Here is a 22,915-nt window from a genome sequence, read left to right on the forward strand (position 1 = left end):
CCTTGGCATGCGTCACACCTTCAGGTACTTGCGCAACGCGAAAAACGCCGCAAGCGCAGGCATCAGCAGACTCGTCGCGAGGATGAGCGGCAGCTTGGTGAGCACGGCGTCCCAGCCGATGAAGTTGATCAGATTCAGCTTCTGGGACAGCGCGAGGCCGTGATCGATGATGAAGTACCGCGCGACCAACAGGAATCCGCAGGCGACACCTCCGCCGATCAGTCCGGCGACCGCGGCCTCCATGATGAACGGCGCCTGGATGTAGAACCCGGAGGCGCCCACGAGCCGCATGATGCCGGTTTCCCTGCGCCGGCTGAACGCCGAGACGCGCACCGTGTTGACGATCAGCATCAGGGCGACGACGAGCATCATCGCCATCACCGCGCGCGCGGCCCAGTTCATGCCGTTGAGCAGCCCGAAGAGGTTGTCCAGGATGCCCTTCTGGTCCTGCACGGACTGCACGCCGGCACGGCCGTCGAAGGCGGTCGCGATGACCTGGTACTTCTGCGGGTCCTTCAGCTTGATGCGGTACGACTCCTGCATCTGGTCCGGCGTGAGGGAGCTGGCCAGCGGGGAGTCGCCGAACTGCTCCTTGTAGTGCTTGTACGCCTGGTCCGACGACTCGTACGAGACCTTCTCGACGACGGCCATCTTGCCCAAGTCACTCTTGATCTGGTCCTTCTGCTCGGCGGTCACGGCCCCCTTGGCGCACTTGGGGTCGGACTCCGCGTCACTCTTGTTGCAGAGGAAGATCGAGACGTTGACCTTGTCGTACCAGTAGCCCTTCATGGTGCTCACCTGATCGCTCATCAGCAGCGAACCGCCGAACAGGGCGAGGGAGAGGGCGACCGAGACGACGACCGCGAAGGTCATCGTCAGATTGCGACGGAGACCGACACCGATCTCCGACAGAACGAACTGGGCGCGCATGGCGTCTGCTAAGCCTTTCCGTGGACCGTTGTCAGTGCTGGTAGCCGTAGACGCCGCGCGCCTGGTCGCGGACGAGGCGGCCCTGCTCCAGCTCGATGACGCGCTTGCGCATCTGGTCCACGATGTTCTGGTCGTGCGTCGCCATCAGCACGGTGGTGCCCGTCCGGTTGATGCGGTCGAGCAGCTTCATGATGCCGACGGAGGTCTGGGGGTCGAGGTTGCCGGTCGGCTCGTCCGCGATGAGGAGCTTGGGCCGGTTCACGAAGGCTCTCGCGATGGCCACGCGCTGCTGCTCACCACCGGACAGCTCGCCGGGCATCCGGTCCTCCTTGCCGCCGAGCCCGACGAGGTCGAGCACCTGGGGCACGGACTTGCGGATCTCGCCGCGGGACTTGCCGATGACCTCCTGCGCGAAGGCGACGTTCTCGGAGACCGTCTTGTTCGGCAGCAGGCGGAAGTCCTGGAACACGGTCCCCAGCTGGCGGCGCATCTGCGGCACCTTCCAGTTGGAGAGACGCGCGAGGTCCTTGCCCAGAACGTGCACCTGGCCTTGGCTGGTCCGCTCCTCGCGGAGGATCAGCCGCAGGAAGGTGGACTTTCCGGAGCCGGAGGACCCCACGAGGAACACGAACTCACCACGCTCGACCTCCAGGGTGACATCCCTGAGAGCGGGGCGGGTCTGCTTGGGGTAGACCTTGGAGACACTGTCGAATCGGATCACGGATGCACCACGGGTCGCCGGGGGTAGGTGAGCGTGACCATACGCGAACCGGGTGCACGAGCGCAGTCGCCGGTCAGGGTTGTGCGGGGCTTGTGCGTTTTTGTACAGGTCTTTGGCGGGGCCCTTTTGTACGGGCCTTTGTACGGGCGCCGTGTAGGGGTGCGGGGAACTGCGCGCCCGGCCCTCACCGGCCGGCAGCCGCGACCCCGACCCCGCCCACCCTCCGGAAGCGTCCGTTTCCCCGCCTAACCCGCGGAGCACAGGGCAGGATAAGGCGAGCCGCGCCGTTTCCCGCGGAACCTGGCACAGTGGAAGGGGAACGGTTGCGTTCCCCGCAGCGTTATGTAAACGGCGGAGGACGGCGCAAGGAGGGCAAGCGCATGACGTACGACCGATTGGTGTGCGCGAACTGCGCGGCGCCCGTCAGCGAGGGCCGCTGCCCGGTCTGCCGCGCGAACCGGGAGCGGCTGCAGCAGGAGAGCCCCTTCGCGGGACTGAACCCGATGGCGCTGATCACGCTGCTCGCCGTGCTGATCGCGGCGGTGGCGCTGCTGGCGCACCAGACAGTATGAGTCTCTTGAGAACAGCGGTGTGACCTCAGTCACCATCTCAGGTGGTCATCATGATGGTCACCACGGTGTTCATCATGATGACCACTGTCCGAGACGGTCGGTCACCCTGTGAACCATCCCGAGCATCGCTGATGCGCTTGACGCGAGAGGGGCCCGGAGCAAGCTGCTCCGGGCCCCTCTTGTGCTGCGCTCAGCTGCGTCAGGCAGCGGCGCCGCGGCCGCTCGCGAGGCGTGGCAGCAGACGGAAGCCGATACCGCCCGCGATCATCGTGGCGGCACCGATCAGCAGGAACGTGGTCTCGGCGGCACCCGTCTCGGCCAGCTGCCCCTTCTTGCCCTGGGCGGAGGTGTCGGACGAGGTGTTCGCGCCGGTGTCGGTCAGGCCGGAGGAACCCTTGCCCTGCTCGACGGGCTTGGAGCCGCCGTCGGGGTTGCTGTCATTGCCACCGGTGCCGGTGCCGGAACCGTCCGTCGGGGTGTCCGTCGGGTCGGAGGGCTCGGTGGGGTCCTCGGTGGGGTCGGTGGGCTCGTCCGTCGGCGGCGTGGTGGTGGGCGTGGCCGGGCCGGTCGGCGTGGCCGGGATGGTGGGCGTCTCCGGGGGCGTGGGCGTGCCCGGCTCCGTCGTCGGGTCGGTCGGGGTGGAGGGCGGGTCGGTGGGAATGCCCGTAACGGTCGGGGTGGCGCTCGGGTCTCCGTCGACCGTGACACCCACGTTGATGTCGAGAGCCGAGGCGGCACCCGCGGCAGTCAGCGAAGCACCGGCGGCGATCACCACACCGGCTGCTATGCGTGCCACGCGGATCCGCGTCTTCTTGGTCATCTGCTTGCTACCCCCAGTAGCTGATCGTCAATGGAGCAGCGCCCGGGGCCACGGCGTCACAGGTGGCTCGCTCAGCCCCCGGTTCACATGCGCCCCGGAGATACGCATGCCACGCGTCACCATTCCCAGTTTTCACAGCAACGTCAAGGTCGTTGCGTACGCGATGTCCGGATCAGTGACATTTGCCTGCCGTGCGGACATGTGACTGTGACGTAAAACCCAGAATTCCCCCACACAAAAGGCAACTGCCGCCCGATGGGCGGCAGTTGCCTTGTCGACAAAGAGGCATCTAGGTGATGTTGATACCTCGAACTACTTCTCCTGCTGCTTGCGCCAGCGAATTCCGGCCTCGATGAACCCGTCGATCTCCCCGCCGAAAACGGCCTCGGGGTTACCGACTTCGAACTCGGTCCGCAGGTCCTTGACCATCTGGTAGGGGTGCAGGACGTACGAACGCATCTGGTTTCCCCAGGAGTTGCCGCCGTCGCCCTTCAGGGCGTTCATCTTGGCCTGCTCCTCCTGGCGGCGCCGCTCGAGCAGCTTGGCCTGGAGCACGTTCATCGCGCTCGCCTTGTTCTGGATCTGCGACCGCTCGTTCTGGCAGGAGACGACGATTCCGGTGGGGAGGTGGGTGAGGCGCACCGCGGAGTCGGTGGTGTTCACGCCCTGGCCGCCGGGGCCGGAGGACCGGTACACGTCGACGCGCAGCTCGGACTCGTCGATCTCGATGTGATCGGTCTGCTCGACGACGGGCAGGATCTCGACACCCGCGAAGGACGTCTGGCGGCGCCCCTGGTTGTCGAACGGCGAGATGCGCACGAGGCGGTGGGTGCCCTGCTCCACGGAGAGCGTTCCGTACGCGTACGGGACGTGGACGGCGAAGGTGGTGGACTTGATGCCCGCCTCTTCCGCGTACGAGGTCTCGTAGAGCTCGGTCTTGTACCCGTGGCGCTCGGCCCAGCGCAGGTACATGCGCTGGAGCTTCTCGGCGAAGTCGGAGGCGTCGACGCCGCCGGCCTCCGCACGGATGGTGACGACGGCCTCACGGGAGTCGTACTCCCCGGAGAGCAGCGTCCGCACTTCCATCTCGTCCAGCGCCTTCTTGACGGCGACGAGCTCGGACTCGGCCTCGGCACGGGTGTCCGGGTCGTCCTCCTCCTCGGCCATCTCGAAGAGCACGCTCAGATCGTCGATACGCCCGCGCAGCGCCTCGGCCTTCCTGACCTCCGCCTGGAGGTGGCTCAGCTTGCTGGTGATCTTCTGCGCCTCGTCCGGGTCGTCCCACAGGGACGGCGCGGCCGCCTGCTCCTCGAGCACGGCGACATCTGCCCTCAGCTTGTCGAGGTCCAGGACGGCCTCGATCGACTCCATGGTCGAGGAGAGGGACTTGAGCTCTTCGGATACATCGACGACTGCCACGCCTCCAGCGTAACGGCTGCCGCAAGCGAGGCTCGCCCTCGTCCGACGGGGACGACACAGGCCCCACCGGGGGCCAGGGGCGCGGGGAACTGCGCGACCAGCCCCCACCGGCCCGCAGCCGAACAGCTCCCGGCCGGCGGGCCAGGGGCTAAGCCCCAGCCCCCAGGGGCGCGAGGAACTGCGCGCTCAACCCCCACCCACCCGCAGCCGAACAACCCCCAGCCCGGAGGCCAGGGGCGAAGCCCCGGCCCCCAGGGGCGCGAGGAACTGCGCGACCAGCCCCCACCGGCCCGCAGCCGAACAACCCGGGGTCCGGGGCGGAGCCCCGGGTCGGAGTGGGGTCAGGGGGACGCCGGGGCCGAGTTCTTCGTGTCGTGCGGCGTCGCCCCCGCGTCGTCACCCGACGTGGCCAGCCACGTACCGACCCCCACCGCGGCGACAAGAACGGCCCCCGCCACCCCCAACGTGATCCGACGTCGCCGCGCCGACGCCCGGTGCCGAGCCGACCCCGGCCGAGGCGCCCCCGCCGCCCGCGGCGCCCGAGCCGTCCCGCGCGCCCCTCCCGCCAGCTCGTCCGGCCCCGGCACCCGCATCGACGTGTGCGTGTCCCGGTTGGAGTCCGGCGCAGCCCCCGGCACCAACGGCACCGCCCCCCGCCGCACCCGCGAAGCCGGCGCCGTCGGCTCCGCCGTCTCGCCCCCCTCGGGGACGTCCTCCGCCGACTCCCCGTCCGGTTCGTCGACGTCCAGCGGCGGCATCCCCACCAGCAGCGGCAGCTGCTCCCGCAACCGCGCCCCCAGCTCGGAGGCCCGCAACCGCGACGCCGGCGCCTTGGCCAGGCACTGCACGATCAGCTGCCACAGCTCCTCGGGGATACCGGGGAGGGGCACGACGGTCTCCGTCACGTGCCGCCGCAGCACCGCCCCGGGATGCCCGCCCCCGAAGGGCGTGAACCCGGCAAGGAGCTCGTACAGGACCGTCGCCAGGGCGTAGATGTCGACGGCGGCCCGCGGCGGCAGCCCTTCGATGATCTCGGGCGCGAGATAGTCCGGCGTCCCGATGATCTTCGTGGCCCGGGTCCGCCGCGGTGAGTCGATGAGTTTGGCCACACCGAAGTCCGTGAGCAGCGCGGGGTGCGAACCCCCCGGGCCCAGCGGACCCTGCATGTCCAGCAGCACGTTCTCCGGCTTCACGTCCCGGTGCACGACCCCGGCCGCGTGCGCCGCCGCCAGTCCGTCCGCGACGTCGGCCACGATCGCGACCGCGGCCTCGGGCGCCAGCCGCCGTTCCCGGTCGAGCCGGGTGCGCAGATCCGTGCCCCGTACGAGGTCCATGACGAGCGCGAGGTCGTTGCCGTCGACGACGAGGTCCCGTACCGCCACGACATGCGGGTGATCGAGCCCGAGCAGAGCCGTGCGCTCCTGTACGAAGCGGCCCACCAGCTCCTGGTCGGACGCGAGGTCCTCGCGCAGCAGCTTGATGGCGACGGGCCCCTCAGGTCCCTCGCCGAGCCACACCGTGCCGGCGCTGCCCCGCCCCAGAATCTGGTGGGCGGTGTACCGGCTGCCGATCTTCCGTGCCAAGACTGCTCCTACTGACGCGTGTTGCCGCTAAAAGTACGCGTCCGAAGAGCCAACCTTCACTCCGGAGACGGAAATCACCCGTCAGATGTCGACAAATCCCCAGAGTCGCACGGGAGCTAACGGGAACTATGGGAACTAGTTGGTGGAAGAGCCACCGGAAGAGCCTCCGCCGAGATCCCCGATCCAGTTCGTCACGGACTTGAACCCGTCGTGCAGCTCGCCCCAGAAGCTCTGGGTGGTGCCGATCCAGCCCTGCAGGGGACTGAACTCCCAGATCAGCCACGCGGCCACGAACAGGATGACGATCGTGAACAGGCAGCCCTTGAGGCAGCCGAGTCCCGGGATCTTCATCGGGTTGGCGCTGCGCTGCCGCGGCTCACGCGACTGCCGGGGCGCCGGTGCCTCGGGCTGCTGCGGCGGGGGTGCGTACCGCTGAGGCTGCTGCTGCGGCGCGGGGGCGTACCCCTGCGGCTGCTGCTGCCGCTGACGGCGCTGCGGCTGCTGCTGGGGCTGTTGCTGAGGCGCGTACTGCTGCGGCTGCTGCTGCTGCGGATACCCGTATCCGGGCGGCGGCTGCTGCCCCTGCGGCGGGCGCTGCTGCTGCTGCGGGCGCGCGACCTGCCGTTGCGGACGGCGGCGCAGCGGGTCCTGGCCGGGGTCGAGGTACTGGACCTGGGTCTGCTCGTTGCGGTCCCGGGCCGCGCGCAGCTGGTTCTGCCAGGGGTGCGGGTCCTCGCCCTGCCCCGGCTGCCCGGGCTGTCCGCCCGGCTGGTGCGGGGGCACCGGCGGCATGACGGCGGTCGGGTCGGCCGCTCCGCGGTGCGGCAGTACGGCGGTGGGGTCGGCGGCACCGGGCATGCCGGGGGCGCCGGTGTGCGGCAGGACGCTGGTCGCGCCGTTCGGGTCGTAGGCCCCCGGGGCGCTGTGCGGCAGCACCTGCGTGGGGTCGGCCGCGCCGGGCACGCCCGGCACCGCCGCCGGCGCCGGGTCGGGGGCGAGCAGCGCGCCCACGCCCTCCGCGGCGGCGATCTGCGCGGAGTTGGCGTGCACACCGATGCCCTGGGCGACGGTGCGCAGCCCGCGGGCGAGGTTCTCGGCGCTGGGCCGCTCGTCCGGGTTCTTGCGCAGGCAGCGTTCTATGACGGTCCACAGGGGGTCCGGGACCGTGGAGGGACGGCGAGGCTCGGCGCTCAGGTGCTGGTGCAGCACTTCGAGGGCGGACTCGCCGGCGAACGGGGGACGCCCGGTGACCAGCTCGTACAGCAGGATGCCCGCGCCGTAGATGTCGACGGCGGACGTCTGCGGGCGTCCCTCGGCGGACTCCGGCGCGACGTACGCGGGCGTGCCGACGAACTCGTGGGTCCGGGTGAGGCCCGGGGAGTCGGCGAGCCGGGCGATGCCGAAGTCGGTGAGCATCGGGTGCATCTGGCCGCCGTCCTGCTTGAGCAGGACGTTCGCGGGCTTCAGGTCGCGGTGCACGACACCGTCGGCGTGGCTGGCGGCGAGCGCGTCGGCGACCTGGGCGGTGAGGAGGGCGGCGGCGACGGGCGAGAACGGGCCGTTCTCGCGCAGATAGCGGTGCAGGTCGGGGCCGTCGACCAGGTCCATGACCAGGGCGAGCAGGTCACCCTCGACGACGAGGTCCCGCACCCGCACGATGTTCGGGTGGGTCAGGCGCAGCAGGACGGAGCGCTCCCGGAGGAACCGCATCACGATGTCCGCGTCGTTGGCGAGCTCTTCCTTGAGGACCTTGATCGCCACGGTCTCGCCGGGCTGGCCGGCGACGGCCGCCTCGGCGCCCGCGGTCTCCCGCTGGCGGGCTCGCCAGACAGTGCCTGTGGCGCCGCGCCCAAGCGGCTCCTCAAGGAGGTACTTGCTCCCTACCGGCCGCACGTCATGCGCTCCCTGTTGCTTGCTTGCCTGGTCCGTCCGCCGCCGTCAACTTGCTGCGACGGTTTCCGCCCCACTGTAGTGCCGAGACACCTGGCACCGGACTGTCGTCTTCCTGTGCTTTCCACTGCTTCCCATAAGCGCCTGTGCTTCGCATAAGCGCTTACGTACGCGTTCCCGCACATGTTCGATGGAAAGACGCTCGCATTCGGCTGTTGGTTGCCGATCGACGCCCGCGGGGGCGACGTGACCGATCTCAAGCGGGCACCGGTCGGCTACTGGTCAGGCACTTTTACGGGCAGAGCCGACCAATCAAGATCACTTGCCGGTGGGTGGCGGGCGTGTTGTCAGTGACAGGTGCGAGGATGCCTTCAGTACTGGCCGACGTGCCCGTGTGCGGTGGGGGAATCTGCGGTGGGGGACCGCGGCACAGCCTCGCCCTCCTCGCGGGTGCCTGCGCGGAAGGGACCGCTGGCGGCGATGCAGATCCGGCTGACCGTCGTAGACCCGCTGGGCTCGCCCTCGGAGCCGCGGGGGCGAGCCGCGGCCTGCGATGTGCTGGTCACCGCCCCCGCCGGGACGGCGTTGGCAGCGGTGGCAGCGGGTCTGGCCTCGGCGGTCGGCGGTGAGGGCGCAGGCCAGCACGACCGCGGCCGAGAGCTCGGCGGAGGACCCGTCGTGCTGTACGCGGGCGCCGAGCGCCTCGACGGCCAGCGCTGCACACTGGGCGAGCCGCCCCTGACGGACGGCGCCGTGCTGTCCCTGGGCTGCCCCGCCGAACCCGGCCCCGACGTGGACGGGGTCGCGGCCCGGCTCCATGTCGTCGCGGGCCCCGACGCGGGCGGCGTCCACCTGCTGCACGGCGGCCGGATCGACATCGGCCGCTCCGCCGACGCGGACGTCCCGCTGGACGATCCCGACGTCTCCCGCCTGCACTGCGCGGTCACGGTCACCCCCGAGGGCCGCGTCTCGGTCGCCGACCTGGGCTCGACGAACGGCACGACGCTGGACGGCACCCATGTCGGCACCCGCCCGGTCCGCTTCGGGCAGGGCGCGCTGCTGCGCGTCGGCGAGTCCGCCCTGCGACTGGCTCCGCCCGGTGGCGCGGATCCGGTGGGCACGACGCCCGACGGGGAGGGCCACGTCAGGGTCACCACCCTCACCGGTACGGCCACCCGCCCGAAGCCGCCCACCGGCCCCGGCCCCTCGTCGTCCTCCGCCGCCCCCGCCGGTCCCGCTGCCCCCGCCGGTCCTTCCGCTCCTGTCGTGCCCCACGCGCGCGTGGGGGGCGCGTCCGGCGCCGGCGCGCTGCCCGTGCCGCCCGTCGGTGACACACATCACGGCTTCGGATCGGCGGAGTGGGGAGCCGCGGGCGGCGTCCCCGGAGCACCGGAGCACGGCCCGGTCGTGCCCGAGCAGGGCCGGGCACCCCGGATCGAGAGCAGGGCACCCCGGACCGAGAGCAGGCCCGCGCGGCCGTCCGGCCCCGACGCGTCGGGGGGCGGAGCCACGCCCCGGGCCGCGTCCGGTCCGGAGCCGGGCACCCGAAAGGGCACACCCACGCGGGGCACGGACATGCCGCCGGGGGTGCGCAGGCGGAGCGGGATCGGCGCGTGGGCGCGTCGGCTGACCGGCGGCCGGGGCGAACTGCCGGGCACCGGACCGGGGGATCCGTACGACACGGACGGGGATGACGGGGCGGCGGAGTTCCTGGCGGCCGCCCTGCCCACACAGGCCCCGGAGAGCTGGCCCGACCCCGCGACGCTGCTGCTCACCGCGCTGGGTCCGGGCCCGCGGCTGTGGGAGCGCGGCCCGGGCCACCCGGAGACGCTGACAGTGCGGCTGGGCACGGCGGACCGGGCGGCGCCCGACGGTTCGGGGCTGGTGCCCGCGGTGCCGGTGACCTCGGGCCTGCGGGAGGTCGGCTCGCTGGGCCTGGCGGGGCCGCGGGCGCGGCTGTCCGGGCTGGCCCGCTCGGTGGTCGCCCAGCTCGCCGCGCTGCACTCCCCCGACGCCCTCGACATCGTCCTGATCAGCGCGGACCGCTCCCGCCCTGTGGAGGTGCGCACCGCCGAGTGGTCCTGGCTCGGCTGGCTCCCGCATCTGCGCCCCACCCACGGCCAGGACTGCCGTCTCCTCCTCGCCTACGACCGTGAGCAGGCGACGGCCCGCACGGACGAGCTCCTGCGCCGCCTGGAGGACCAGCTGACGGAAACGGGCGGCGCCCGGGGCGCGTACGACAAGGCCGATCGCGTCCCCGTGGACGCGCGGGGCGGCGCACGGCGTCCCTCCTGGGCCCGCGACGAGGGCCCGACGGGTGCCGACCGGGACTTCGATGGGCCGTTCACCGTGCTCGTCGTGGACGGGGACCCTGGAGGCGCCGACGTACGGGAGGCGGTGCTGCGGCTGACGCACGAGGGCGCGCGGGCGGGCATACACGTGGTGTGTCTGGCCGAGACCGTGTCCGCGTCGCCCGCGTCCCCGGTGACGGAGACGTACGAGGCGGCCTGCGAGGCGTCACCGGCGTTCCGGGAGTGCGGGGCGGTCGCGCTGCTCAGCGGGGATGTGGCGACGGCGCTGCGGCTGATGCGGGTGGGATCCGACGGGCCCGTGGGGCACGGCACGGTCGCCGCGGTGGACGCGGTGTCACTGGCCTGGGCGGAGCGTTTCGCGCGCGCCCTCGCCCCCCTCCGTACGGACGGGGCGCACGCCGACCGCCACACGCGCGTGTCCGCGCCGCTCCCTCAAGCGGCCCGTCTGCTGGACGAGCTGGGACTGGCCCGGGCCACCCCGGCGTCACTCATGGCGCGTTGGGCGGACGCGGCGGACGACACGGAGGCACTCGGCGGCCGCGGCCGGGCCGTCCTCGGCGCCGGCCCGCGCGGCCCGGTCGCCGTGGATCTCCCCGCCGAGGGCCCGCACCTGCTGATCGAGGGCCCGCCCGGCAGCGGTCGTACGGAGCTGCTGCGTGCGATCGCCGCGTCCCTGGCCGCCGCGGAGCGCCCCGACCGGCTCGGGATCGTGCTGATGGACGGGCGGGACAGCACCGGGGGCCATGGCACGGCCCAAGGAGCGGAGGGGCTGCGGGTCTGTACGGACCTGCCCCATGTCACCACCCACCTCACCGCCAACGACCCCGTACGGATGCGGGAGTTCGCCCAGGCACTCAGCGCCGAGCTGAAGCGTCGGGCCGAGCTCCTGGGCCGGCTCGGCTTCGCGGAGTGGCACACGCGCGGCGAGGTGTCGGGCCGGATGGTCGCCCAGCGCACCCCCAAACCCTCCCCGGGAGCGAAGCCCGGCTCAGCCTCCCCCTCCGTCTCTCCCTCCGCCTCCGGCGCCGCGGATCTCGACGCGCCCCACAGTTCGACCCTGCGGCTGCGCCCGGCGGCTGCCCGCGAACGGACGGATCCGGGCCCCCCGTTGGCCCGTCTCTTCGTCATCATCGACGACCTGGACGCGCTGCTCTCCCCCGCGCTGGGCTCCCCGGGACGACCGGCGGCCGGTTCGGTCGTACGGGCTCTGGAGGCCGTCGCCCGCGAGGGTGACCGCCTCGGTGTGCACCTTGTGGCGGCCGCCGCGGACGACGGCCGCACGGCGACCACCGAACTGGGCCGCGCCGCCTCGCTCCGTATCTCCCTCGACCCGGTGTCCCCCGGCGCGGACGAACCCGCCCCCGGCCGGGGCCGCCTGTCCACTCCCGACGGTCGGCTCACGCCCTTCCAGGCCGGCCGGGTCACGGGCCGCATCCCCCGCACGGCCACCCTCCGCCCCACGGTCGTCCCCCTCGAATGGCACCGCATGGGCGACCCCCCGGCCCGCCGCCCGGTCCGCGAACTAGGCAACGGCCCCACGGACCTGGCCCTGCTGGCCAGCGCGCTGGAGCGGGCGGCGAGGTCGGTGGCGGCGGTGGAGATACCGTCGTTGCTGTAGGTCTTCGACGGCTGTAGGCCACACTCGGCCCTCATGGACCGCGGGTCGCGGCCGGGGCCGGGTGTGTGTCTCGTGGTGGTGGATGCCCGACTGACCGGCCGTCACCCGGCGCTCGAATCCTCCTCGCGTCACTTCCACCGCCGGAGCGCCTTCGCCGCACAGAGTCCGCACCGCGCTCGCACCGGGTTCGCACAGCCGCCGACGTCACGACCCAATCACGATCACCCACTTGACAGCGCAGGCGCTCTTGCCGCCCTCGTTGCCCCGGGCGTAGACCAGAGCGCACGGGACAGCGCCGGACGTTCGACGAAGAACGAGAACGGGGCAGTGATGCACAGAGCTCTTCGTACACACAAGTCGCCCAACCACTCGACGCACAGGTCACGCAGGGCCGCACACCACCGCAGGTCACCCAGGGCCGCGCAGGCCGCCGCAGCCGCCGTCGCCGTCGCGCTCGCCCTCACCGCGTGTGGCGGTGGCAGCAAGGACAAGAAGGAGAACGGCGGTACGAGCAGCGCCAGTGCGAGCGGCGACACCGTCACCCTCCCCAAGCTCGACGGTGAGAGCCTCGAAGTCGCCGCCGTCTGGACCGGCGAGGAGCAGAAGAACTTCAAGACGGTCCTCGCGGAGTTCGAGAAGCGCACCGGCGCGAAGGTGACCTTCGTGGCGGCCCAGGACCCGATCATCAACTTCCTCGGTTCGAAGATCGCGGGCGGCCAGCCGCCGGACGTCGCGCTGCTCCCGCAGCCCGGCGCCATCAAACAGGCCGTCGACAAGAAGTGGGCCAAGCCGCTCGGCGCCGAGGCCCTGGCCGAACTCGCCAAGAACTACTCGCAGGGCTGGCAGGACATCGGCAAGGTGGGCGGCAAGCAGTACGGCGTGTACTACAAGGCGGCCAACAAGTCGCTGATCTGGTACAACGCCAAGGTCTTCGAGAACGCGGGCGCGAAGGAGCCCCAGACCTGGCAGGACCTGCTGACCACCGCGCAGACGGTCTACGACTCCGGTGTCACCCCGTTCTCCGTCGGCGGCGCCGACGGCTGGACCCTCACCGACTGGTTCGAGAACGTGTATCTCTCCCAGGCGGGCCCGGAGAAGTACGACCAGCTGAGCCAGCACAAGATCAAGTGGACGGATCCGTCCGTCAAGCAGGCCCTCACCACCCTCGCCGGGATCTGGGGCAAGAAGAACTACATCGCGGGCGGCGCGAACGGCGCCCTGCAGACGGAGTTCCCGGCCTCGGTCACCCAGACCTTCACCGGCGGGGACCAGCCCAAGGCGGGCATGGTCTTCGAGGGCGACTTCGCACAGGTCAACATCGGCGAGACCAAGGCCAAGGTGGGCACGGACGCGAAGGTGTTCCCGTTCCCGGCCGTGGGCAGCGCGGCGCCCGTGGTCTCCGGCGGCGACGCGGCCGTCATCCTGAAGGACTCCAAGGCGGCGCAGGCGCTGGCCACCTTCCTGGCCTCCCCGGACGCGGCGACGATCCAGGCCAAGCTGGGCGGCTACCTCTCCCCCAACAAGAACGTGCCGAACTCGGCGTACCCGAACGCGGTGCAGCAGAAGATCGCCAAGTCCCTGATCGCGTCGGGCGACGACTTCCGCTTCGACATGTCCGACCAGGCCCCGCAGGCCTTCGGCGGCACGCCCGGCAAGGGTGAGTGGAAGGACCTCCAGGACTTCCTGAAGAACCCGACCGACGTCGCGGGCACCCAGGCGACGCTGGAGAAGGACGCGGCGGCGGCGTACGGCAGCGGAAGCTGATCCGGCGATGACGTCGGCAACGGCCGGAGGAACCGCACCGGTTCCTCCGGCCCGCACACGCAAGAGCGTGACCGGCACCCGCAAGGCCGTGGCGGTGCTGTTCCTGCTGCCCTGTCTCGTGCTGCTCGGCGCGCTCGTGGTCTACCCGATCGGGTACTCGCTGATCCGCAGCTTCCTCAACCAGTCAGGCGACGGTTTCGCCGGGGTCGACAACTACAAGGCGCTGTTCACCGACGACGGCATCCGCACCGCCCTCAAGAACAACGTCATCTGGGTCGTGTTCGCGCCCACCGTCGCGACCGCGCTCGGTCTCGTGTTCGCGGTCCTGACCGAACGGGTCCGCTGGGGCACGGCGTTCAAGCTGGTGGTCTTCATGCCCATGGCGATCTCGATGCTCGCCGCGGGGATCATCTTCCGGCTGGTGTACGACCAGGACCCGCACAAGGGGGTCGCGAACGCGGTCTGGGTGGGGGTGCACGACACCTTCGCCGAGTCGTCGGCGTTCCCGAACGCCCACCCGGGGCGGCAGTCGCCGCTCCGGCCGGAGAAGGGCGGGTTCCTCACCCAACAGGCCGTGCACACCGGGCAGTCCGTCACCCTTCCCCTCGTCGGCGTCGCCCCCGACAAGATGCCGGGCGGCGCGAAGAAGGCCGTACAGGCACCTTCCGAGCCCGGCAAGGTCACCGGCACCGCCTGGCAGGACTTCACCCGGGGCAAGGGCGTCGGCAGGCTCGGCCAGGTCGACCCGGGCGAACTCGGCTACCCGGGCATGAAGATCGAGGCGGTGAAGGACGGCAAGGTCGTCGACTCGGCGAAGGTGCGGGACGACGGCACCTTCACGCTCTCCGACAAGGCGGACGGGGCTCAACTGCGGCTCCCGGCGAGCAACTTCCGTGAGCCGTACAACGGCGTCGACTGGCTCGGCCCGTCGCTCGTCACCCCGGCCGTGATCGGCGCGTACGTCTGGATGTGGGCCGGCTTCGCCATGGTGCTCATCGCGGCGGGACTCGCGGGCGTGCCGCGTGAACTCCTCGAAGCGGCACGGGTGGACGGGGCGAACGAGTGGCAGGTGTTCCGCAGGGTCACCGTGCCGCTGCTCGCGCCCGTCCTCGCCGTCGTCCTGGTCACACTGATGATCAACGTGCTGAAGGTCTTCGACCTGGTCTTCATCATCCCGCCGGGCTCCTCCCAGGACGACGCGAACGTGCTGGCCCTGGAGCTGTACCGGAAGGGCTTCTCCGAGGACCAGCCGGGCATCGCGAGCGCGATCGCCGTGTTCCTGCTGCTGCTCGTGATCCCGGTGGTGTGGTTCAACGTGCGTCGTCTGCGGCGGGAGGTACGACGATGACCACCCAGGTCGGCGGTCTCACGAAGACCGCGCCCGTCACCGGCGTCAAGGCCAGGCAGTCGCTCGGCTCACGGCTCGCGAGCGGTGTCAGCGGCGGAATCGTCCGGGTCTTCCTCCTCCTGGTCGGCCTGTTCTGGCTGGTGCCGACGATCGGGCTGCTGCTGTCCTCGCTACGCACACCGCAGGACATGAGCGCGTCCGGCTGGTGGAAGGTCTTCAGTGAGCCCTCCCAGCTCACCGTGGACAGTTACCAAAAGCTCCTGGAGAACGGTGACATCACCGGTTCACTGGGGAACACGGTGCTGATCACCGTCCCGGCGACCGTCCTCGTCGTCGTCATCGGCGCGCTCGCGGGCTACGCCTTCGCCTGGATGGAGTTCCCGGGCCGCGACTGGTGGTTCCTCGCGGTCGTCGGTCTGCTGGTCGTCCCCGTACAGGTGGCGCTGATCCCGATCGCCGAACTCTTCGGCAAGATCGGCATCTTCGGCACGATCTTCGGGGTGATCCTCTTCCACGTGGGCTTCGGCCTGCCCTTCGCGGTGTTCCTGCTGCGGAACTTCTTCGCGGAGATCCCCCGGGAGCTGCTGGAGGCGGCCCGGCTCGACGGCGCGGGTGAACTGCGCCTGTTCCTCAGGGTCGTGATGCCGCTCGGCGGTCCCGCGATCGCCTCGCTCGGCATCTTCCAGTTCCTGTGGGTGTGGAACGACATGCTGGTCGCGCTGGTGTTCTCCGACGCGGGCAGCCAGCCGATCACGGTCGCGCTCCAGACCCAGGTACGCCAGTTCGGCAACAACATCGACGTGCTGGCGCCCGGCGCCTTCATCTCGATGGTCATCCCGCTGGCCGTGTTCTTCGCGTTCCAACGTCAGTTCGTGTCCGGGGTGATGGCGGGCGCGGTGAAGTAGCCGGACAAACAACCACATCAGGGGCGAGCCGGACACCGGCTCGCCCCTCGGCGTTCACCCAGAATCCCCCGTATGCCACATCTGGCGTAACCAAGTCACACCTTCGGCCGTTGCCGGGCAGTATGCCCGCGCCGACCCATGGATGTCCCTTGCCCAGGTTCAGTGTCATCGTCCCCGCGTACAAGGTCCAGGCGTACCTGCACGAATGCCTCGAATCCGTGCTGGAGCAGTCCTGTCCGGACCTCGAACTGATCGCCGTCGACGACTGTTCGCCCGACGCCTGCGGCGCGATCATCGACGAGTTCGCCGCCCGTGACTCCCGGGTCCGCCCCGTCCGCCTGCCGGGGAACGTGGGCCTCGGCCGCGCCCGCAACGCGGGTCTCGAACACGCCACCGGCGACTACCTGCTCTTCCTGGACGGCGACGACACCCTCACCCCGGACGCCCTGCGCGCGATCGCCGACCGGCTGAAGGAGACCGCCGAACCGGACGTCCTGGTCTACGACTACGCGCGCACCTACTGGAACGGGGACATCGTCCGCAACCGCTTCGCGGAGCAGCTCAGCGAGCGGGGACCCGCGCCCTTCCGGCTCGACGACCGGCCGGACCTGCTCAGGGTCCTGATGGTGGTGTGGAACAAGGCGTACCGAAGGGAGTTCGTGCAGCGTGCGGGCCTCTCCTTCCCGCCCGGCTACTACGAGGACACCCCCTGGACCTACCCGGCGCTGATCTCCGCCGAGACGATCGCCACCCTCGACCGGGTCTGTGTGCACTACCGCCAGCGCCGTCAGGGCAACATCCTCGGCACCAGCAGCCGCCAGCACTTCGACATCTTCGAGCAGTACGACCGCGTCTTCGCGCATCTCGACGCGCACCCGGAGCTGGCACGCTGGCGTCCGGTCCTGTTCCGCCGCATGGTCGACCACCTCTCGACGGTGTTCTCCAAGCGGGGCCGGCTGCCGCGCGGCACCCGCGCCGAGTTCCTGCGCAAGGCCCGCACCCACTACCGCCGTTACCGCGTCCCGGGCGCCCCCGTCCGCCCCCGCACCCGCCTGCGGCACGCCCTGGTCCGACTCGGCAACCACCGCACGTACCGCCTGCTCGGCCTGGCCACGAGTGCCCACAAGAAGGCGCTGCGCGGCGTCAAGGGACTGCTGCGCAAGGTCCGCGGCGGCGCCCTCCAGTTCCACTACCGCGTCCAGCTCCGCCTGCCGCTGCGCGCCGACCGCGCCGTCTTCTCCAGCTACTGGGGGCGCGGCCACGGCTGCAACCCGGGCGCCCTGGAGTCCGCGTTCCGCGAACTCGCCCCGCACATCCGTACGGCGTGGATCGCGCACCCCGAGCACCACCACACGATCCCGGCCTCGACGCGCCGTCTGCGGCCCGGTACGACGGCGTACTGGACGGCGCTCGCCCGCTCCAAGTACCTCGTCAACAACGTCAACTTCGACCGCCGGCTGGTCAAGCGCCCCGGCCAGATCATGATCCAGACCCAGCACGGCACCCCGCTCAAGTACATGGGCCTCGACCTCCAGGACCGCCCGGCGGCCGCCCGTGACACCGACTTCGCCGAGCTGCTGCGCAGCGCCGACAAGTGGGACTACTGCCTGTCGGGCAACCGCCACTCCACCCTGGTCTGGGAGCGCGTCTTCCCCGCCGCGTACACGACGCTGGAGTACGGCCTCCCCCGCAACGACGTGTTCCAGCGGGCGACCTCGACGGACGTCACCCGGCTGCGCCAGTCACTCGGCATCCCCGAGGGCACGGTCGCCGTCCTGTACGCGCCGACCTACCGCGACTACCGCCGCACCCAGCGCCTCGCCCTCGACCTGGAGCGCGTCCTGCGCCGGCTCGGCCCCCGGTTCGTCGTCCTGACCCGCGCCCACCACTCGTACGCCGCCGCGCTGAGCAACCACTCCGGGGCCCGGCTCATCGACGTCTCCGACCATCCGAGCATCGAGAACCTCTGCCTCGCCTCGGACGCGCTGGTCACCGACTACTCCTCCCTGATGTTCGACTACGCGGTCCTGGACCGGCCGATCGTGATCCACGCGGACGACTGGGAGGCGTACCAGGCCTCCCGGGGCACCTACTTCGACCTGCGGGACTTCCCGCCGGGCGCGGTCGCGCGCAGCGAGGACGAGCTGATCGACATCTTCGCGACCGGCCACTGGCGCGGCTCCCGCTCGACCCAGCTGCGGACCGCGTTCCGCGAGCGCTTCTGCCCGTACGAGGACGGGCGCGCCGCCGAGCGGGTCGTACGCCATGTCGTGCTCGGCCAGAGCGCCGGGCTGCCGCGGGTGCTGCCGCCCGCGGAGCGCCACCCGGTCCCGTCGGCCGCCGCCGCCCGTCCCCGGACCCGCCTGGCCACGGTGCCCGCGCCCGGCACCCCCGTCCCCGTCGCCGAGACCCTCTGAACCGGAGCAGGCATGCCCTCCAGCCCCTCCCGGCCCACACCGACGAGACCCGTCACCTGGCGCCCCGCCGGGCGGCCCGGGCGCTGACACCCACCGGCACCCCGGCAGTAGCCCGAGAAGCAACCAGAGAAGTATGCAGAGCAGTAAGCAGAGAAAGAGCAGAATGCCCCGCTTCAGCATCATCGTCCCCACTCATGGAGTCGCCGGGCGGCTGGCCCTCGCACTGGACTCGGTCCTCGACCAGTCCTTCGGCGACTTCGAGCTGATCCCGGTCTGCGACGGCCCGGACTCCTCGGCGGGCGAGGTCGCCGCCGGGTACGCCGCGCGGGACTCCCGGGTCGCCCCGGTCCACTCCCCGCCCGCGGACGGACCGAGCGGGGCGCGCAACACCGGGACCGGGGCGGCGGGCGGCACGTATCTGCTCTTCCTCGACGGCGACGACGTCCTGGTGCCGGGCGCGCTGGCCGCCCTGGACCGCAAACTCCGGGAGGAGCCCGAGGAGGCGGACGTCCTCTACTTCGCACACGAACGCGTCCACTGGTGGGACGCCGAGACCAGCACACCGCCCCTCCCGAAGGCCCCGGAGGGGGTGTTCACCCCGGACCGGGCACCGCGGCTGACCGGGGCGGGCCTTCCGGCGTGGAGCGCGGCCTACCGCCGGGCGTTCCTGCGGGAGCGGCGCCTCGCCTTCCCCCCGGGGCACTTCACGGATCTCGGCTGGGGCGGCCTGGTGACGATCGCCGCCGGGCGGCTGGCGGTGCTGCGCCAGGTCGTCGTCCGGCATCGGCTGCGGCGCCAGGGCAGCCGCCTGAACACGCCGGGCGAGCACCAGTTCCAACTCCTGGACCAGGTCGACCTGGTGCTGAGCCGGGCGGCCGAGGAGGAGCTGTCCGTGGAGCGGTCGCGGGCGCTGTTCGGTGACCTCTTCGCGGCGGTGCTGAAGTCGGCCGCCCATCCGGAGCGGCTTCCGCTGCACCGGCGCCGGGCCTTCTTCCGGCGCGCGGGCCGGCTCTACCGGCGCCACCGGCCCGTCGGGTTCCGGCCGCCGCCGGGCCGGATCGGGGTGCAGTACCGGCTCCTGGCGGCCGGGGCGTACAGCGCCTTCCGCGCGCTGCGCGGCGTCAGCCGGCGGATGGCGCGGGCGGGAATGGGGGTCCCCCCTGGTCGAGCGAAGCCGAGGGCTTGGGGGAAGCTGCCGCGTCCCCGTCGGCTGAGCGCCCGCGCGCGGTACGCCGCGCAACTGCGTCTCCCCCTCGACGAGAACCTCGTCGTGTACTGCGCCTACTGGGGCCGCGGTTACGCCTGCAGCCCGGCCGCGATCCACGCCAAGGCCCTCGAACTCGCCCCGCATCTGCGCTCGGTGTTCCTGGTCGAGGCCGACGCGGCGGACCAGGTCCCGGACGGTGTCGACCACGCGGTGATCGGCAGCCCGCGCGCCTGGGATGTGCTGGCCCGTGCCAAGTACCTGGTCAACAACGCCAATTTCGCGGACGGTGTCGTCAAGCGGCCCGGCAGCGTGCATCTGCAGACCCAGCACGGCACGCCGCTGAAGACGATGGGCGTCGACCAGTCGACGTATCCGATCGTGGCCGCCGCGACGGGCAGCTTCGCCAAGCTGCTGGCCCGGGTGGACCGCTGGGACTACAACCTCTCCTCCAACCGGCACTCCACCCAGATGTGGGAGCGGGCCTTCCCGGGCACGTACGAGGCCCTGGAGTACGGCTATCCGCGCAACGACGTCTACTACACGGCGACCGCCGAGTACGTGGCCGCCGTCCGCGCCCGGCTGGGCGTCCCCGAGGGCAAGGCCGCTCTCCTCTACGCGCCCACGCACCGCGACTACAGCACCGGCTTCGAGTCCCGGCTCGATCTGGAGGCCTTCTGCGAGGAGATCGGCGACGAGTTCGTCGTGCTGCTGCGCGCCCACTACTTCTACGACGAGGGCAGGCGCGGGAGTAGCGGCCGGATCATCGACGTGACGCGGCACCGGTCCTCGGAGGACGTCTGTCTGGCCGCCGACGCGCTGATCACGGACTACTCGTCGATCATGTTCGACTACGCCAACCTCGACCGCCCGATCGTCGTGTACGCGGACGACTGGGAGGTCTACCGGGAGACGCGGGGCGTCTACTTCGACCTGATGGAGGCACCCCCGGGCCCGGTGGTGCGCACCCCGGGGGAGCTCGCGGAGGCCTTTCGTGACCGCTCCTACGCGGACGACTCCTCGCGAGCCCTGCGGGCCGCGTTCCGTGAGCGCTTCTGCCAGTTCGACGACGGGCAGGCCGCCGAGCGGGTCGTCCGCAGAGTGCTGCTGGGCCGGCCGCCCGAGGCGATCCCGCCGGTGATCCCGCTCGCCGAGCGCCTTCCGGCCCCCGCCGCGTCCACCCTCGTAAGGAGCTGACGTGCCCCGCTTCAGCGTCATCGTCCCCGTCTTCAAGGTGCAGGGCTTTCTGCGCGAGTGCCTGGACTCGGTCCTGGATCAGTCGTACACCGACATCGAGGTGATCGCGGTCGACGACTGCTCGCCGGACGGCTGCGGCGCGATCCTCGACGAGTACGCGGCCCGCGAACCGCGCCTGCGGGTGCTGCACCTGCCGCAGAACGTGGGCCTCGGCCGCGCCCGCAACGCCGGAATGCCGTACGCGACGGGGGACTACCTCTTCTTCCTCGACAGCGACGACACCCTCACGCCGGGCGCCCTGCGCGCCATGGCCGACCGCCTCGACGAGACGGCCGACCCCGATGTGCTGGTCTTCGACTACGCGCGCACCTACTGGTGGGGCGGTACGCGCCGCAACGTCCTCGCGCAGGTGCTGGCCGAGGGCGGCGACGGCTGCTTCACGGCCGCCGAACACCCGGAGATCCTCGACCTGTTGATGGTCGTGTGGAACAAGGTCCACCGCCGCGCGTTCGTCGAGCGGGAGGGCTTCACCTTCCCGCCCGGCTACTACGAGGACACCCCCTGGACCTTCCCGGTCCTGCTCGGCGCGGAGCGGATCGCCACCCTGGACCGGATCTGCCTGAACTACCGGCAGCGCCGCCAGGGCAACATCCTGTCCACCACCAGCCGCAAGCACTTCGACATCCACGACCAGTACGAGCGGGTCTTCGCCTTCGTCGACTCCCGCCCGCAGCTGTCGAGCTGGCGCCCGTTCCTGCACCGCAAGATGGGTGAACACTGTCTGGACATCCTCGCCAAGCCGGACCGGCTGCCCGCGTCCGACAAGGGCGAGTTCTTCCGGCGTACGGTCGCCCTCTTCCGCAAGCACAAGGGCGGCGGCCCGGTGCCGCGCGAACTGCGCGTCCTCCAGGGCGGTTACGTGACCTACCTCGCCCGGCGCCAGTCCGGCCGGCTCGGCGCGGAACTCGGGCGGCGCGGGCTCCAGGTGCGCAGAGCGGCGGCCACCCGGGTCAAGAGCGGCTGGTCCGCGGCGCACGAACACCGGCCGCTGGACCCGGACCTCGCGGTGTACTCGGCGTTCTCGCACCGCGGGGTGCTCGGCGACCCGGGCGCGATCTACCACGCGGCGCGCGAACTCGCCCCGCACGTCCGGGGGGTGTGGGTGGTGCGCGAGGACCAGGTGCCTCTGCTGCCGCCCGGTATCGAGTACGTCCTGCCGGACTCGCTCGGCTACCGCCGGGTCACCGCCCGCGCCACGTACCTGATCAACAACGTCAACTGGCCCGGCACGCTGGTCAAGCGCGCGGGCAGCGTCCATGTGCACACCCACCTGGGCACCCCGTTGAAGTACATGGGTGCCGACCTGCGCGACAAGACCGGCGCCCGGCACGGCTTCGACGTGCCGCAGATGCTGCGCCGCGCCGACCGCTGGGACTACAGCCTGGTCGCCAACCGCCACTCCGAACTGGTCTGGGACCGCGCCTACCCCTGCCGCTTCACCTCGCTGCGCACCGGCAGCCCCCGCAACGACGTCCTCGTACGGGCCCGGCCCGAGGACGGTGCGGCGGTCCGCGCCCGCCTCGGCATCCCGGCCGGCCACCGGGTGGTGCTGTACGCGCCGACGCGCCGCGACTACGTCCGCGGCGGCCTCGTCGACCGGATCGACCTCGCCCGGTTCGCCGACGACCTCGGTGAGGGCCACACCCTCCTCGTACGGCTGCACCCCTCGCTCACGGACGGCCCCTCGCGCGGGATGGGCCTGTCCGAGCTGCACCGGCGCGGGGTCGTGCTCGACGCGACCGACGAGCCGCACGTCGAGGACCTGATGCTCGCCTCCGACGTGCTGGTCACGGACTACTCGGCCCTGATGTTCGACTACGCCAACCTGGACCGGCCGATCGTGATCCACGCGGACGACTGGGGCGCGTACGCCGCGAGCCGGGGCGCGTATTTCGACATCACGGCCGACGCGCCGGGTCATGTGGCCCGCTCCTACCGGGAGCTGGCGTGGCTGTTCGCCTCCGGGTCCTGGCGGGACGAGGAGTCGGCTCGGCTGCGGTCCGGGTTCCGGGCGCGGTTCTGCGCGTTCGACGACGGGCGGGCGGCCGAGCGGGTGGTAAGGACGCTGATGCTCGGCGAGCGCGTCGAGCACCCGGTGCCGGTGGCGGTGGTGCCCGCTCAGGCGGGACACAACGTCCTCACCTCGTCGTGAGCG

14 protein-coding genes are annotated in these 22,915 nt (G+C 71.4%); 8 read left to right on the forward strand and 6 right to left on the reverse strand.

From position 1 onward, the window contains the following. Positions 1–12: 12 nt before the first annotated feature. Both ftsX and ftsE read right to left on the reverse strand, forming a co-directional pair. Positions 13–930: a permease-like cell division protein FtsX gene (gene ftsX / locus AQJ27_RS39355; protein ID WP_067379909.1), complete on the reverse strand. Its 918-nt coding sequence runs from the start codon at positions 928–930 to the stop codon at positions 13–15. 31 nt (positions 931–961) lie between these two features. Next, positions 962–1,651 carry a cell division ATP-binding protein FtsE gene (ftsE, locus tag AQJ27_RS39360; protein WP_067379910.1) on the reverse strand — a complete coding sequence of 230 codons (690 nt, stop codon included), beginning with the start codon at positions 1,649–1,651 and terminating at the stop codon, positions 962–964. Between the two features lie 380 nt (positions 1,652–2,031). Between ftsE and AQJ27_RS39365 the strand changes: the two genes are divergently transcribed. Next, positions 2,032–2,223, forward strand: a complete 192-nt coding sequence (locus tag AQJ27_RS39365; RefSeq protein ID WP_067379913.1) for a hypothetical protein — start codon at positions 2,032–2,034, stop codon at positions 2,221–2,223. A gap of 199 nt (positions 2,224–2,422) precedes the next feature. Here AQJ27_RS39365 and AQJ27_RS39370 read toward each other — a convergent pair whose 3' ends face one another. The 4 genes from AQJ27_RS39370 to AQJ27_RS39385 all read right to left on the reverse strand — a co-directional run bounded on the left by AQJ27_RS39370 (position 2,423) and on the right by AQJ27_RS39385 (position 7,938). Beyond that, on the reverse strand, positions 2,423–3,043 hold the full coding sequence (locus AQJ27_RS39370) for an LPXTG cell wall anchor domain-containing protein (RefSeq protein ID WP_067379916.1): 621 nt from the start codon (positions 3,041–3,043) through the stop codon (positions 2,423–2,425). A gap of 312 nt (positions 3,044–3,355) precedes the next feature. Beyond that, on the reverse strand, positions 3,356–4,462 hold the full coding sequence (gene prfB / locus AQJ27_RS39375) for a peptide chain release factor 2 (RefSeq protein ID WP_054229629.1): 1,107 nt from the start codon (positions 4,460–4,462) through the stop codon (positions 3,356–3,358). A gap of 341 nt (positions 4,463–4,803) precedes the next feature. After that, entirely contained in the window at positions 4,804–6,045 is a 1,242-nt protein-coding gene (locus AQJ27_RS39380) for a serine/threonine-protein kinase (RefSeq protein WP_067379918.1), read from the reverse strand. 135 nt (positions 6,046–6,180) lie between these two features. Then, positions 6,181–7,938: a serine/threonine-protein kinase gene (locus AQJ27_RS39385; RefSeq protein WP_067379921.1), complete on the reverse strand. Its 1,758-nt coding sequence runs from the start codon at positions 7,936–7,938 to the stop codon at positions 6,181–6,183. 477 nt (positions 7,939–8,415) lie between these two features. Here AQJ27_RS39385 and AQJ27_RS39390 point away from each other — a divergent pair, with 477 nt between their 5' ends. The 7 genes from AQJ27_RS39390 (at position 8,416) to AQJ27_RS39420 (ending at position 22,912) form a co-directional block, all read left to right on the forward strand. Continuing rightward, positions 8,416–11,865: an FHA domain-containing protein gene (locus AQJ27_RS39390; RefSeq protein ID WP_067379924.1), complete on the forward strand. Its 3,450-nt coding sequence runs from the start codon at positions 8,416–8,418 to the stop codon at positions 11,863–11,865. A 330-nt stretch (positions 11,866–12,195) separates the two neighbouring features. After that, entirely contained in the window at positions 12,196–13,629 is a 1,434-nt protein-coding gene (locus AQJ27_RS39395) for an ABC transporter substrate-binding protein (protein ID WP_067379926.1), read from the forward strand. A 7-nt stretch (positions 13,630–13,636) separates the two neighbouring features. Continuing rightward, positions 13,637–14,977: a carbohydrate ABC transporter permease gene (locus AQJ27_RS39400; protein WP_067379928.1), complete on the forward strand. Its 1,341-nt coding sequence runs from the start codon at positions 13,637–13,639 to the stop codon at positions 14,975–14,977. After that, entirely contained in the window at positions 14,974–15,882 is a 909-nt protein-coding gene (locus AQJ27_RS39405; protein WP_067379930.1) for a carbohydrate ABC transporter permease, read from the forward strand. Before AQJ27_RS39400 ends, AQJ27_RS39405 begins: the two co-directional genes overlap by 4 nt. Positions 15,883–16,031: 149 nt before the next feature. Continuing rightward, entirely contained in the window at positions 16,032–18,299 is a 2,268-nt protein-coding gene (locus tag AQJ27_RS39410; RefSeq protein ID WP_067379933.1) for a bifunctional glycosyltransferase/CDP-glycerol:glycerophosphate glycerophosphotransferase, read from the forward strand. A 163-nt stretch (positions 18,300–18,462) separates the two neighbouring features. Then, positions 18,463–20,700, forward strand: coding sequence for a bifunctional glycosyltransferase/CDP-glycerol:glycerophosphate glycerophosphotransferase (locus tag AQJ27_RS39415; protein ID WP_067379937.1), 2,238 nt, complete (start codon positions 18,463–18,465; stop codon positions 20,698–20,700). A 1-nt stretch (position 20,701) separates the two neighbouring features. After that, positions 20,702–22,912 carry a bifunctional glycosyltransferase/CDP-glycerol:glycerophosphate glycerophosphotransferase gene (locus AQJ27_RS39420; protein ID WP_067379940.1) on the forward strand — a complete coding sequence of 737 codons (2,211 nt, stop codon included), beginning with the start codon at positions 20,702–20,704 and terminating at the stop codon, positions 22,910–22,912. Positions 22,913–22,915 lie beyond the last annotated feature (3 nt).

Source organism: Streptomyces olivochromogenes (assembly GCF_001514115.1).
GTDB classification, from domain to species: domain Bacteria; phylum Actinomycetota; class Actinomycetes; order Streptomycetales; family Streptomycetaceae; genus Streptomyces; species Streptomyces olivochromogenes.

Bases quoted from the DNA above. Each gene is read 5' to 3' on its own strand.
- AQJ27_RS39395 (WP_067379926.1), top strand. From the start codon at position 12,196: ATGCACAGAGCTCTTCGTACACACAAGTCGCCCAACCACTCGACGCAC.
- AQJ27_RS39390 (WP_067379924.1), top strand. From the start codon at position 8,416: ATGCAGATCCGGCTGACCGTCGTAGACCCGCTGGGCTCGCCCTCGGAG.
- AQJ27_RS39405 (WP_067379930.1), top strand. From the start codon at position 14,974: ATGACCACCCAGGTCGGCGGTCTCACGAAGACCGCGCCCGTCACCGGC.
- AQJ27_RS39400 (WP_067379928.1), top strand. From the start codon at position 13,637: ATGACGTCGGCAACGGCCGGAGGAACCGCACCGGTTCCTCCGGCCCGC.
- AQJ27_RS39365 (WP_067379913.1), top strand. From the start codon at position 2,032: ATGACGTACGACCGATTGGTGTGCGCGAACTGCGCGGCGCCCGTCAGC.
- AQJ27_RS39415 (WP_067379937.1), top strand. From the start codon at position 18,463: ATGCCCCGCTTCAGCATCATCGTCCCCACTCATGGAGTCGCCGGGCGG.
- ftsX (WP_067379909.1), bottom strand. From the start codon at position 930: ATGCGCGCCCAGTTCGTTCTGTCGGAGATCGGTGTCGGTCTCCGTCGC.
- AQJ27_RS39370 (WP_067379916.1), bottom strand. From the start codon at position 3,043: ATGACCAAGAAGACGCGGATCCGCGTGGCACGCATAGCAGCCGGTGTG.